We start from the raw sequence: 12,941 nt of genomic DNA on the forward strand, positions 1-12,941 counted from the left end.
GCATCGCAACGTTCGTTTCGTCCTTTGCTGATCATTTCCCGCTTAGCGTGAGGCAAACGTTGTTTCACCAGAGGCGGGGAGATCATGCGCACGCTGACCAGACTGAGCGTTGCAGCCGCGGTACTGCTGGCGCTGGCAGGCTGCACCAGCCACCAGCCTCCCCGGGTGTCGGCGCTGTCGGCCCCATCCAGCACCGCGGATGACATACCGGCGGAGCGCTTGGAACACCTGGACGTAGTCCCGGACAGCGTACGGTTCCTGACGGAGATGAACGGCTACGCGTTCTACGCCGCCTTGATGGACACTCCTGATCCCCGCGAAATGTGCTTGATCGTGGACAATCCGGCAGCCGGTCTTTACGCCGCCGGGTGTGGCCGGCTGGAGCATACGGGCCTTCTCGGACTCGATGCCTCCGGAATCAAGGCCAAACTGATCGCCGATGGATATGACGCGAAAACAGCACTGGCCAAGGGTTGGGTGCAACCGCACCGAAACCTCCTGGTGCACGGACTCTAGCCGCCTGCAGTAGCCGTCCGGCTTGGGCATGCCCGCGTGGCGCTGCCGCCCTCCCGGAGGGGAAGGCGGCAGCGTCAGTGAACCCGTTCGGAGCTAGGCTGCGCAGCGGTTGCTCCTCTGCTCTGCGTTGGAGGGGTTGTTGTAGCAGGTCTGCCCGGTGCTGCGGACGTCGGTCGTCACGATCGGCGCCCCCGGGGCCTCGGTCTCGACGACAAGCGGTTCGATGTCCTCACGGGTCACGGTGACAACCGGCTCTGCGGGCACGGTCGCCGTCGTAACCTCCTGCCTCGTTTCCCCTTCGGTGACCGTCACCACGGGGGCGATCGGCGCGCACTCAGTCTCCGATTCCTCGTCGCCCGGCCGGGTTCCGGTGGTCACGATCGGCGTGCCGGGAACCACCGCTTCCGTCACCACAAGAGTCCCTGGTTCCGTTTCCTGCGTCACCACCGGCACGCCAGTGGGGGTGGGGACGTCGGTGCCGCGCGGGAAGTTGAACGTGGTGATCGTCGTGGTGGTGGTCCGCGTTGTCGGCTGCGTAGTCGTCGCCGTGCGCTCCGTCTGCTGCGTCGTCGCGGTGGCGATCACCGTTTGGTAGGTCGTCGTGGTGCACATTTCACGCTGCTGGGTGCTGGTGAAGACCTCCGTGAACGGCGTCGTCGTGGTAATCAGCGTTTCCCGCGGCTGGGTCGTCGTGGTGACTCGTTCCTGCGGGGTGGTCGTCGTGGTGACGATCGTTGTGGGCGTCGTCGTCGTGGTCAGGACGGCCCTTTCGCATCTCTCCACGGGCTTCGCCGCCCGCTCGTTGTTCACCCTGCGGCAGTTGGTGGTCGCGGGCGTCTCGGTGCTCGTCGGCGTGCCCCGCTCCGTCCGGGTTGTCGACGTCGGAGTGCCGGGAACAACGACGTCCTCGCTGACGGCCTCGCCGGCATCGCGCTCTTCCTCGGTCACGACCGGGGTGCCGGCCCGCTCGGTCCTGACGACGGTCGCGTCGCCGACGTTGCGTTCCTCGGTTGTCACCGTGGGATCCGGCTGCCGGGATGGAAGGGACGTGTCCACGGTGACAGGATCGCCCACGGGCCGGTCCGGGCTGAACGTGGTCGTCGGAGTGCCTGACGGAACATCCGGACCTACGACGACGGTTTTCACGGTGCAGGTTTGATTATTGCCGTTGCCGCTGAGCGTTCCGCCCAGGGCTGTGCAGGCGGCCTGCCGTTCGGCGGGGCCGGCGAGCGCCGGACCGGCTGGCGCCAATGCGACGACGAGCCCCAACGTCGTCGCGGCCACCAATGACGAAAAACGCATGATGAACTCTCTTCCCCCAACTGAACCCCGCGCGGCGCGGATCCGGCGACACTAACAGGCGGACTAAACCGGCGGCAACGAAACTCAGGCGGATCCGAAAGAGTCGAGTAGTGGGCCGGATATATCCCCGTGTTTGCCCACCGGAAGCCGGGTATTTGCCCCGCTCCCGCCGGTAAGCAGGCCTGCAAAAACCGAGTACGCGGTCGCGCCCCTCGGCCCCCTCCGAGCGCTGCGGTTACCGTGCCGCGGCGGTGCGGGGGCCGCGGGGCCAACTGTACGATCCGCTGCGTTTGAGCTCGCCCCGGATCCACGACAGGGTCATGCGGCACACCTGTTCCTTGACCAGGGCGCCGCCCCTGCGGCCCAGGGCGAACCGGCGCGGGGTGTCGTCCGCATGCACCGGCTGGACAAGTCCGGACCGCCGGCCCAGGCTGATGCAGCGCACCATGAACCCGACGGACAACTCCTGAGGGGAGCGCTGCCGGATCCGGGCGATGACGTTCTCTGCGGCGTGGGCGCCCATGGGCATGGCCACGGCGCAGCCCATCCGCAGGTGCGAGGCCACCGTGTCCTGGGCGCGGACGGCGTCTCCGGCGCCGACGATCTCCGGGTACCCGGGGCAGGCGAGCGTTGAGTCGACGAGCAGCCTGCCGTGGTCATCGGTGGCCAACCCGCTCGCTTCGGCGAGGCCGGAAGCGCTGAAACCGGCCGCCCAGACGGTGCAGTCCGAGTCCACGGCCGTGCCGTCCGGCAGGATGATGCGCTGCGCGTCCGACCGGTCCACCCGGGTTCCGTCCATGACCTCGACGCCGATGTCCGCCAACTGTGCCAGCAGGGCTCGGCGGCCCCGCTCGGACAGGTCCGCACCTGTCCGCCCGCGCGAGACCAGCCGCACCTTCAATCGCGGAAGCGCCCCGGCAATTTCGGCAGCTGCCTCGATGCCGGTCAGGCCACCACCGATGACGCTGACGACGGCGCCGGGAGCCAACTGCTGCAACGCGTGCTGCAGGCGGGCGGCGGAGGATGCGTCCTGCAGCGTGAAGCCGACTGATCCCGAGGGGACGGGTTGGCTCGCGCTGCCGGGAGCGTAGATCAGGAAGTCATACTCCAGCGCGGCCCGGCCGTCGTCGAAGTGGACGGTGCGCAATCGGGGATCGATCCGGGAGGCCGTTCCGACCACCAGGGTGGCCTCCGGGTGCAGTAGCGACTCCATCGGAACGGCGGCCGATTCCCGGCCTCCCGCCGCGACCTCATGCAGCCGTATCCGCTCGACGAAGTCGGCCGAAGGGTTGACGACGCTCACGCAGATCCTGCCCGCCAGCTCCTTGCTGCCGGCGAGCCGGTTTGCGGCCATGACTCCGGCGTAGCCCGCCCCTATGATGACAATCCGATGCTTAGCGCTCACCGTGAACTCCCTCTCGTGTGTGGTTACAGAGACAGGACACCGCCGCCGGCAGATGTGTGACATCGGCCGGCGGCCGCTCCGGGTCTGCGCGGTTTTTTGCTTGTCAGTCCCGGGAGTCGGGGCCGGAGGGGACGCTCCCGGGGTTGACCGGATCGGCGGTCGGTCCGTCGGTGAGCGGGTCGGCCAGTTCGGGCCCGCCAACGGCCTGGCCCATCCAGGTGAGCGCCTCCCACCCGTCGGGACCACCGTCGAGCACCACCACCCCGGTGTTGCTCAACTGGTTCCGGGCCACGAACGGGACCGTCAGGTTGGACGCCCGCGCGCCGGCCCAACTGCGGATCATGGCGCCGTGGCTGACCACCGCCAGGGTTCCGATGCCGGAGGATCGGGCTTCTTCAATCACGGCATCGAAGCGTCCGAACGTTTCGTGGCCGTCCGGCCCGCCCGGCATCCGGCGCTCCAGGTCGCCCGCCGCCCAGGCGAAGACCGTGGTCATGTAGGCAATGATGGAATCGCGGTCGCCGCGCATTTCCAGCTCGCCGGCCGAGATTTCGCGCAGCCCGTCCCGCACGTCCGTCTCAAGCTTCCGGGCGGCGGCCAGCGGGGACGCCGTGAGCTGGGCGCGCACGAGGGTGGATGCGAGCAGGGCGTCGATCGGCTCGCCGTCGAGCGCCTGCGGCAGCGCCCGCGCCTGTGCATGCCCCAGGTCGGTCAGCTCGGCGCCGGGGGCACCGGTGTCCAGCAGCCCGCGGACGTTGGAGTGGGTCTGCCCGTGCCGGATCAGCAGCAGCCGCATGCCTGCCTCAGTAGCCCAGCGGGCGTCCGGCCATCCGTTCCAGCCGCGCCACGCGGTCGTCCATCGGAGGGTGGGTGCTGAACAGCTTCTTCGCGCCGCCGCCCTTGAAGGGGTTGGCAATCATCAGGTGGCTGGTGTTGACCAACCTCTGGTCCTGCGGCAGCGGCGCCTGCTGCGTGCCGTACTGCAGCTTGCGAAGCGCCGACGCCAGGGCCAGCGGATCGTCGGTCAGCGCGGCGCCGTCCTCGTCCGCGTCGTACTCGCGGGTGCGGCTGACGGCCATCTGGATCAGCATGGCGGCAAGCGGAGCCAGCAGCGACATGGCGATCAGCGCAAGCGGGTTGGCGTTGCGGTCGCGGCCGCCGAAGAACAACAGGAACTGCGCGACCGACGTGATCACGCCCGCCACCGCGGCGGCCACGGAGGAGGTCAGGATGTCGCGGTTGTAGACGTGCATCAGCTCGTGGCCCAGCACCCCGCGCAATTCGCGCTCATCCAGCAGGCGCAGGATGCCCTCGGTGCAGCACACGGCCGAGTTCTTGGGATTGCGGCCGGTGGCAAAGGCGTTGGGGGCCCTCGTCGGGGACACGTAGAGCCGGGGCATCGGCTGGTTCGCCCGCGCAGACAGTTCACGGACGATCCGGTACATGCCCGGTTGGTCGGCTTCGGTCACGGGGTAGGCCTGCATGCTGCGGATGGCGAGCTTGTCGCTGTTCCAGTAGCTGTAGGCGGTTGTGCCCACGCCGATCAGGGCCATGATCCAGATCCAGTTGGCGCTGCCGGTCCCACTGGCCAGCAGCGCGCCGATTGCCAGCAGGAGGGCGAAGAGCCCACCGAGCAGGCCGGCCGTTTTCAGTCCATTGAAGTGGTTGTGCACCGCTTATGAGTCCTCTCCCGCGCCCATCGGCCCCGTGCCATGCAGGCACAGGGCTCCGTCTTTCAGTGTATCCACCGGTCACTTATTCCAACGCTGGAGTCCGGCGCCATGTTCCGCCCAGGCGCTTAGGGCTCGGGGTGCCTGTCGTTGTAGCGGGAGAACCGCGGCTGGAACCTGTGCAGCAGCCCGACGGCGCAGACACAGGCGACACCGCCGGCGAGCGCGGCAAAACCTTCGCCCAGCCATTGACCGCCGCCGCCGGCGACGGCATCGCCGAGCCGCGGGCCGCCGGCCACCACCACGATGAAGATGCCCTGCAGCCGCCCGCGCATGGCGTCCGGCGTCGCCGCCTGCAGGATGGTGTTGCGGAAGACGCCGCTCACCGTATCGGCCGCACCTGCCGCGGCGAGGCAGAGGGCCGCCGGCACGAGCCATCCGCTCACGTCCCCGGCGGCCGCGGCGTTTGTCTGCCCGGCCATGACGACGACGGCGCCGAACCCCGCGACGGCTATCCCCCACACCACCACGCACCACAGCACCGCCAGCCCCTGCCGGCGGACGCCTCCCAGCGGCCCCGAGAACACCGCGGCGATGAACGACCCGGCGGCGACAGCGGCCAGCAGGATGCCCGCCGTCGCCTCGCCGCCGCCGATGATGACCGCACCGATGGCGGGCATCAGGGCGCGAGGCTGGGCCAGGACCATCGCGGCCATGTCCACCAGGAACGTCATGCGGATGTTGGGACGGCTGCGCAGGAACCGGAAGCCTTCGGCCACCGAGCGCAGGCCGGCCTTCCGGACCTCGCCCTCAGGCGGGATGGGCGGCAGCTTGACCACCGCCCAGATGGCCGCCGTGAAGGTGAGGACGTCGAGGGTGTAGGTCCAGCCGAAGCCCACCCCTGCCACCAGCACCCCGGCCGCCAGCGGACCGATGGTCATGCCCAGCCCGAACGTCATCATGGTCAGGGCATTGGCGGCCGGCAGCATCTCGCGCCGGACCAGCCGCGGCACGATGGCGCTGCGTGCCGGCTGGTTGAGCCCGGCCGCGGCCGAATGCACCGCGATCACCAGGTACAGCAGCCACACCTGTTCCAACCTGAACCACGCCTGCAGCGCAAACACGGCGGTGCAGGCCCACAACACCAGGCCGGAATAGAGCGCCACCTTGCGCCGGTCGTAGGCATCCACCACGGAGCCGCCGTAGAGGCCCGCCAGCACCAGCGGGATCAGCCCGACGACGCCGACGCCGCCCACCGCCAAGGTCGACCCGGTGAGCTGGTAGACCTCCAGGCTTACCGCCACTGCCGTCAACTGCGCGCCGATGGCGGAGAGCGAGGTTCCGATCCACAGCCGGCGGAAATCCGGGCTCTCCTTGAGCGGCGCCGTATCGGCGAACAACTTGGGCATGGCGGAGATTCTAGTTGCCCGCAGCACCTTTCCCGGGCGGTTCGAGCCCCGGCAGCCGGCGTGGCGGCCCGGCGGGCAGCGCGCCCGGGCGTGGGAGCCCTGCAGCCGGCGCCGCGGCTGCCGGCGCGGCGTCCCGGAGGGCAGCGCGCCCCGGCGGGCAGCGCGCGCAGGGCGAGGTGCCTCCCGGCGGTCGGCACCGCCGTCGTAATGATTGGACTGAGTCCAGATAATTTTCTGGACTCAGTCCAAAAAAGGTGGCAGAATCGTTTCATGGTCGAGATGAGGGATCCGGAGGACTTGTTGCGCGAGGCGTCGCTGCGCGTGACCCGTCCGCGGGCGGCGGTGCTGGAAGCAGTCCGCGCGCACCCGCATGCCGACGCCGACACCATCATCGGTGTGGTGCGGGACGAACTCGGCGGCGTCTCCAAGCAGGCCGTCTACGACGTGCTGGCGGCGCTGACGGACGCCCGGCTGCTGCGCCGGATTGAGCCCTCGGGGTCCCCGGCGCGCTATGAGGCCCGGGTCGGCGACAACCACCACCACGTGGTGTGCCGGTCGTGCGGCAATATTGCCGACGTCGACTGCACCGTGGGCGAGGCACCGTGCCTGACGGCGGCCGAGGGCCACGGTTTCGCGATCGACGAAGCCGAGGTCACCTTCTGGGGCACCTGCCCCGCCTGCACTGCCACGAAAGACCTTCAATTGGAAGATCCGACAAGGAGCGATAACTAAATGGCTGATAACACCAAGCCGTTGACAACTGTTGCGGGCGCGCCCGTAGCCGATAACCAGGACAGCCTGACCGCGGGTCCCCGCGGTCCGATGCTGCTGCAGGACGTCTGGTTCCTGGAGAAGATGGCCCACTTCGACCGCGAGGTCATCCCCGAGCGCCGGATGCACGCCAAGGGCTCCGGTGCTTTCGGCACCTTCACGGTGACCAACGACATCACCAAGTACACCAAGGCCAAGATCTTCTCCGAGGTCGGCAAGAAGACCGAACTGTTCGCCCGCTTCTCCACCGTCGCCGGCGAGCGCGGCGCGGCCGACGCCGAGCGCGACATCCGCGGCTTCTCGGTCAAGTTCTACACCGAAGAGGGCAACTGGGACCTGGTCGGCAACAACACCCCGGTGTTCTTCTTCCGCGACCCGCTGAAGTTCCCGGACCTGAACCACGCAGTGAAGCGTGATCCGCGCACCAACCTGCGCAGCGCCGAGAACAACTGGGACTTCTGGACCAACCTGCCCGAGGCCCTGCACCAGGTCACCATCGTCATGTCCGACCGCGGCATCCCGGCGTCCTACCGCCACATGCACGGCTTCGGTTCGCACACCTACAGCTTCATCAACGACGCCGGCGAGCGCTACTGGGTGAAGTTCCACCACCGCACGCAGCAGGGCATCAAGAACCTCACGGACGCCGAGGCCGCCGCGCTGGTCGGCGTGGACCGCGAGTCGCACCAGCGCGACCTGCTCGAGTCCATCGACAAGGGCGATTTCCCGAAGTGGAAGCTCATGGTCCAGATCATGCCCGAGGCCGACGCGGAGACCTACAAGTACCACCCGTTCGACCTGACCAAGGTCTGGTCCAAGAAGGACTACCCGCTGATCGAGGTGGGCGAGTGGGAGTTGAACCGCAACCCGGAGAACTACTTCGCCGACGTCGAGCAGGCCGCCTTCACCCCGGCCAACGTGGTTCCGGGCATCAGCTTCTCGCCGGACCGCATGCTGCAGGGCCGCCTGTTCTCCTACGGCGACGCGCAGCGCTACCGCCTGGGTGTCAACCACCACCAGATCCCGGTGAACTACCCGCGCGGCGCCGGGCTGGTCAACTCCTTCCACCGTGACGGCTCCATGCGCGTTGACGGCAACCAGGGTGCGACCCCGGGCATCGAGCCCAACGGCTACGGCCGCTGGCAGGAACAGCCGGCCTACCGCGACCCGGCCCAGGCCGTGGGCGCCGTGGCCGACCGGTTCAACTTCCGCGAGGACGACGACAACTACTACGAGCAGCCCGGCATCCTCTTCCGCGAGAAGATGACCGCCGAGCAGCGCCAGGTCCTGTTCGAGAACACCGCCCGTGCCATCGACGGCGCCTCCCAGGCGACCATCGAGCGCCACATCGCCAACTGCACGAAGGCCGACCCGGCCTACGGCGAAGGCGTGCGCAAGGCCATCGAGGCCCTGCAGGCCGGCAAGATCTCCCCGGTCGACGTGAACACCGACTCGGCGTAACTGCCCCGCCTGACGGCATAAAACTGCCCGGAACCAGCCCTTGCGGCCGGTCCCGGGCAGTTTTTTCGTTCTAGTGGATTGCTACTTGTCCAGCAGATGCTCGCGGCCGAACATTCTGGCCGAATCGCGCGCGGACGGCGTGCCGGCATCCAGGTCCGCCCCAGCCGCCAGCAGCCTGGACACCACGGCGTCCTCGCCCTTGAACAGGGCGCCGGCGATCGGCGACTGGTCGCGCACGTTGCGGATATCGGGATTGGCCCCGCGTTCCAGCAGCATGCCCACCGTCTCTTCCTGCCCGTGGTAGGCGGCCAGCATCAGCAGGGTGTTGTGGTCGGAATCCAGCGCGTCCACGGGCAGCCCGTGGTCGAGGAATTCCGCGAGCTCGCCGGTCTTGCCCTCGCGGGCCAGGTCCATGGCGAGCGCAACCACGCGTCGGGTCTGTTCTTCGTTCAGCGGTATATCGTTCGTCACTCCCCCAGAGTATGCGAGCCCCTGCCGAATCACGACGGCGGAGCGCCCCTTCCGTCCAGCGGCGGCTCCCGCAGGGTGTCACCACGGCGCCGCGCGGACTTCTCAGGCGGCGGCCGCCAGGAAACGTTCCAGGAGCAGGTTGAACGCCGCCGCCGGCTCCCCGGTCTGGTCGGCAACCACCTGCCCGAACCACAGGCCGCACACGCCGGCGGCGAAGAGCGTTCCTTCGGCCGCCGCCGTCTGCTCCCCTGCCCCGCGGGCCCGCAGCCACCCGGTGGCGGCATCGCGCCACCGGACGAACCCGGGCGGTCGCGCCGGCGGCGCCGGATGGGTGGTGTGCCTGGCGGCCGCCTGCTGGATGGCCGCTTCGAATCCCAGGCGCTGCAGGGCGCGGCTGTGCGGGGTCTGCGAGTGCTCCCACACCTGGAGCAGCAACTGCCGCAGCTCCGGAACCGCCAGGCCGGCCAACTGCTCCGGCGACGGCGCGGAGAGATCGGCTTCGACCCGTTGCACAATCTCCTCGAGCAGCTGTTCCCGGTGCCCGAAGTGATAGACCAGCATGTAGCTGCTGATGCCCAGGGCTTCGGCGAGCGGGCGGAAGGACAGGTCCGCCAGGTTCTTGTCCTGCAGATAGGCCAGGATGTCCTCGAGCAGCTGCGGCTTGCGCTGCGGGTTCTGCGGTCTGGCCATGCGGTGTGCCCTGCCTCCTTCTGCGTGGGACCTGAAGCGCCCGACGCGGATCGGGGCGCCGGTGGATGCGGCCGGCCACCGGCTCGGCTTCAGCATAGTCGTTGCGGGCCCAACACCCGTCCTTCCGCGACATGCCGGGACGCCTCGCAGATAAAGGGCCGCCGGCTCCCATACTGGGCGTAAGGGCAGAAACGCGGAATCAGACCGGCCGGCGGCCGGCAGTGAAGCGGGCAAGGATGGCGATGGTGGCTCCAGTACAGTCCCTGCTGCAGCGGTGCGGCGCCCGCTTCCGGACCTGGCTCCACCGCCCGGAGCCGGGAGGCCCACGAGGACCGGATGCTTCGCTCCCGGATCCTTACCAGGCGCTGCTCAGCTGCCTGCGTTCCACCTATCCCGAAGCCCGCCTCAGCACGCCCGGCGACGACAAGGTCCGCGTGGAACTTCCCGGCGGCGACGTCCTGCGCTTCTACCTCAAGCGCTAGCCGCGCGCCGCACAACGCGCGTCGGCGCGGCGCTGGGTCGGGCGGGCTCCCCGCGCGGAACCGCGTACCCGGTTCCGCGGGTCAGTGCTGCGAGATCTTCACCATTTCTTCGCGCGGGACCACCTTGACGCGCTCGCGCTCGACGGCGGGAACATCGCCGTCGTTGTTTTCGGGGACGAAGGAGGCCCCGAGCTCACGCTCATGGGCATCCAGCTTCAGCCAGCCTTCCCACGTGGTGTAGGCGACGCCTCGCTCCTCGAGCAGCTTGATGATCGCATCCTCGGCGGGGTCGGAGGCCGCGGGCAGGTCCAGCCGGTCCTCGAGCAGGAAGCCGATGGTCTCCAGCGCATCGCCCTTGGTGTGGCCGATCAGGCCCACCGGCCCGCGCTTGATCCAGCCGGTGGCATAGATGCCCGGCACCGGGTTGCCGTCCTCGTCCAGTACGCGCCCGCCCTCGTTGGGAATGACGCCGCGGCGGGCATCGTAGCCGACCTCGGGCAGCTCGGAGCCGAAGTAGCCGATGGCCCGGTAGACGGCCTGGACCGGGTATTCGACGAACTCGCCGGTGCCGCGGACGTTGCCGGTGCCGTCCAGTTCGTTGCGCTCGAACTTGATCGCTGCCACGTGCCCGGCGCCGTCGCCGCTGCCTTCCACGATCTCCACCGGGGTGTGCAGGAAGTGCAGGTGCAGGCGGCGGGAAGCGCCGGTGTCTTGTTCTTCCACCAGCCAGTTGGTCAGGGTGTTGACCATCGTCTTGGTCTGGTTGTTGGAGCGGATCGCCTCGTCGGAGCCCTCGTCGAAGTCGAAGTCCTCCGGGTAGAGCACGATGTCCACGTCGCGCGAATGCGAAAGCTCGCGCAGCTCCAGCGGGGTGAACTTCACCTGCGCCGGACCGCGCCGGCCGAAGACGTGCACATCGGTGACGGGAGAGTTCTTCAGGCCGCGGTAGACGTTGTCCGGGATCTCGGTGCTGAGCAGGTCGTCGGCGTGCTTGGAGAGCATGCGGGCCACGTCCAGCGCCACGTTGCCGTTGCCGATGACCGCGATTTCTTTGGCCTCCAGCGGCCAGTCGCGGGGCACGTCCGGATGGCCGTCGTACCAGGACACGAAGTCGGCCGCGCCGAAGGATCCTTCGAGCTCAACGCCGGGGATGTCCAGCTCGGCATCCTGGATGGCGCCCGTCGCGAAGATCACCGCGTCGTAGAAGTGCCGGAAGTCGCTCAGGGTCAGGTCCCGGCCGTAGTCGACATTGCCCAGGAAGCGGATGTCGCCGCGGTCCAGCACCTTGTGCAGGGCGTTGACGATGCCCTTGATCCGCGGGTGGTCGGGGGCCACGCCGTAGCGGATCAACCCGTAGGGCGCGGGGTAGCGGTCGAAGAGGTCGATGCTGACCTCGAAATCCCGCTCCGCCTTGGTGAGGATGTCGGCGGCGTAAACGCCGGCTGGTCCGGCGCCGACGATAGCCACCCTCAGGGGACGCTGGGTGATGGCCTCGGCAGAGTTAGACACGGGCAGTCCTTCTTCTTCGGGAATCCTCCTGCGCAATAAGCGCACAGTTTCCTATTCTAAATGCCCGCCGGTTTCCCTCCTAACAGTGTGCCGCGTATCTCACTGGCTCCCGGGCGCCGGCGGTGCGTCGCCGGGCCAGGGACCGGTGCGGCTCCTCAGGCTTTTGGCATCGTTCGGCCCTCAGCCGGCGGCTTCCAGCCGGTCCGGACCGAACAGCGGCGAGCCGTCGTCCGACTCGATCGACGCCAGCAGCTCCTCGATGGGCGCCCCGGAGTAATAGGTCAGGTGGCGCGCCCCGGTGCCGGCCGGGAAGAAGGCCCGGAACTCCCCCCGCTCGCTGGTGCCGGTGAGGGTGACGGGGTATGCCTGGTCGGGGTCCTCGACCCGGCAACCGTATCGGTCGGTGTAGGGCAGGAAACCGTCCCCGGCGTCCGCTGCCTCCAGGAACCGGTTGGCCCGGCCGCTGAGGAACAACAGGCAACGCGTAAGTATGTCCGGGTCCTCGGTGCGCACGTAGGACCTTTTCCGGTCCGCGTTGTCGTGCGGCATTTCAAAGTCCAGGATGTACCCGTCGGCGGTCGCGCTGACGGTCGTGCGCTCTCCGGCCGCGTTCATGAACGCCCACTGATCGTCACGGATCAGCGGTTCGGCTATGGCGGCGTACTGGACGGCCTTGTCCATCCGTTCAGGCGGCAGTTCCGCCAGCCGGCCCGGCAGCCCTTGGAGAACGTGGCCCGGCCTGCCCGGCCCGAACAGCGGGGCACCGTCGGCCGCGACGAGTGACACCACGAGGGACCCCAGCGGAAGTGCAGCATACCGGGTGAAGATCCGCGCGTCGCGTGCCACCGGAAAGCCGGCGCTGACGGTGCCGCCGGGTCCCGTACGTTCGAGCACGGCGGGCGACTTGTGCGGCTTGCTGCGAAGCGTCCAGCCGCCGGCGTCATCCATCCCCTGGTCGGAGAGAGCCAGAAAGCGCAGGCCGCGGCGTTTGCGCTGCCAGAACGCCGCCCGGAACAACAGGCAGCGCAGCAGGGCCTCCGGGTCCGTGGTGCGGACGTATTCCGGTCTCCCGGGCCAGTAAGGCGCGATAACGTCCCGAAAGACGAAGCCGTCGGCCTCGGCAGCGATGGACATCCCCACGCCGTAGTTGTTCCGGACGGTCCAGGCGCCGTCCTCCAGGGAACTGCTGCCCCCGAACCACTCTGCAGCTGTCGTCAGCAGGGCTTCATCCAGCTGCCCCAGGTGGGAGGCCATG

General features: G+C 68.7%; 13 protein-coding genes. 4 read left to right on the top strand and 9 right to left on the bottom strand.

Translation table 11 applies throughout. The features are described 5' to 3' along the window. The first annotated feature begins 84 nt into the window (after positions 1-84). Positions 85-516: a hypothetical protein gene (locus AC5RVV_RS06630; RefSeq protein ID WP_494000555.1), complete on the top strand. Its 432-nt coding sequence runs from the start codon at positions 85-87 to the stop codon at positions 514-516. Positions 517-609: 93 nt separating this feature from the next. Here AC5RVV_RS06630 and AC5RVV_RS06635 read toward each other — a convergent pair whose 3' ends face one another. The 5 genes from AC5RVV_RS06635 to AC5RVV_RS06655 form a co-directional block, all read right to left on the bottom strand. After that, complete coding sequence (locus AC5RVV_RS06635) at positions 610-1,818, bottom strand: hypothetical protein (RefSeq protein ID WP_494000556.1); 1,209 nt, start codon at positions 1,816-1,818, stop codon at positions 610-612. A 235-nt stretch (positions 1,819-2,053) separates the two neighbouring features. After that, the gene (locus tag AC5RVV_RS06640; RefSeq protein ID WP_494000557.1) at positions 2,054-3,223 is read right to left on the bottom strand and encodes an NAD(P)/FAD-dependent oxidoreductase; all 1,170 of its coding nucleotides are present in this window, start codon (positions 3,221-3,223) and stop codon (positions 2,054-2,056) included. Between the two features lie 103 nt (positions 3,224-3,326). Continuing rightward, the gene (locus tag AC5RVV_RS06645) at positions 3,327-4,019 is read right to left on the bottom strand and encodes a histidine phosphatase family protein (RefSeq protein WP_494000558.1); all 693 of its coding nucleotides are present in this window, start codon (positions 4,017-4,019) and stop codon (positions 3,327-3,329) included. Positions 4,020-4,026: 7 nt separating this feature from the next. Then, positions 4,027-4,896 carry a zinc metalloprotease HtpX gene (gene htpX, locus AC5RVV_RS06650; RefSeq protein WP_494000559.1) on the bottom strand — a complete coding sequence of 290 codons (870 nt, stop codon included), beginning with the start codon at positions 4,894-4,896 and terminating at the stop codon, positions 4,027-4,029. Positions 4,897-5,021: 125 nt separating this feature from the next. After that, complete coding sequence (locus AC5RVV_RS06655; RefSeq protein ID WP_494000560.1) at positions 5,022-6,302, bottom strand: MFS transporter; 1,281 nt, start codon at positions 6,300-6,302, stop codon at positions 5,022-5,024. A gap of 270 nt (positions 6,303-6,572) precedes the next feature. Between AC5RVV_RS06655 and AC5RVV_RS06660 the strand changes: the two genes are divergently transcribed. Next, a complete protein-coding gene (locus AC5RVV_RS06660) occupies positions 6,573-7,034 on the top strand; it encodes a Fur family transcriptional regulator (protein WP_494000561.1) in 462 nt (153 codons plus the stop codon). After that, on the top strand, positions 7,035-8,534 hold the full coding sequence (locus AC5RVV_RS06665) for a catalase (protein WP_494000562.1): 1,500 nt from the start codon (positions 7,035-7,037) through the stop codon (positions 8,532-8,534). It abuts the gene before it with no gap. 81 nt (positions 8,535-8,615) lie between these two features. On the opposite strand, the gene AC5RVV_RS06670 is transcribed toward AC5RVV_RS06665, so the two are convergent. Continuing rightward, positions 8,616-8,948 carry an ankyrin repeat domain-containing protein gene (locus AC5RVV_RS06670; RefSeq protein ID WP_494001290.1) on the bottom strand — a complete coding sequence of 111 codons (333 nt, stop codon included), beginning with the start codon at positions 8,946-8,948 and terminating at the stop codon, positions 8,616-8,618. A gap of 159 nt (positions 8,949-9,107) precedes the next feature. Next, complete coding sequence (locus tag AC5RVV_RS06675; protein WP_494000563.1) at positions 9,108-9,695, bottom strand: TetR/AcrR family transcriptional regulator; 588 nt, start codon at positions 9,693-9,695, stop codon at positions 9,108-9,110. A gap of 242 nt (positions 9,696-9,937) precedes the next feature. Between AC5RVV_RS06675 and AC5RVV_RS06680 the strand changes: the two genes are divergently transcribed. Next, the gene (locus AC5RVV_RS06680) at positions 9,938-10,177 is read left to right on the top strand and encodes a hypothetical protein (RefSeq protein WP_494000564.1); all 240 of its coding nucleotides are present in this window, start codon (positions 9,938-9,940) and stop codon (positions 10,175-10,177) included. 81 nt (positions 10,178-10,258) lie between these two features. Here AC5RVV_RS06680 and AC5RVV_RS06685 read toward each other — a convergent pair whose 3' ends face one another. Further along, positions 10,259-11,686 carry an FAD-dependent oxidoreductase gene (locus tag AC5RVV_RS06685; protein ID WP_494000565.1) on the bottom strand — a complete coding sequence of 476 codons (1,428 nt, stop codon included), beginning with the start codon at positions 11,684-11,686 and terminating at the stop codon, positions 10,259-10,261. A gap of 180 nt (positions 11,687-11,866) precedes the next feature. Continuing rightward, positions 11,867-12,940, bottom strand: coding sequence for a hypothetical protein (locus AC5RVV_RS06690; protein ID WP_494000566.1), 1,074 nt, complete (start codon positions 12,938-12,940; stop codon positions 11,867-11,869). Between the last annotated feature and the right edge of the window lies 1 nt (position 12,941).

The organism is Arthrobacter sp. MDT2-34-1, assembly GCF_059091365.1.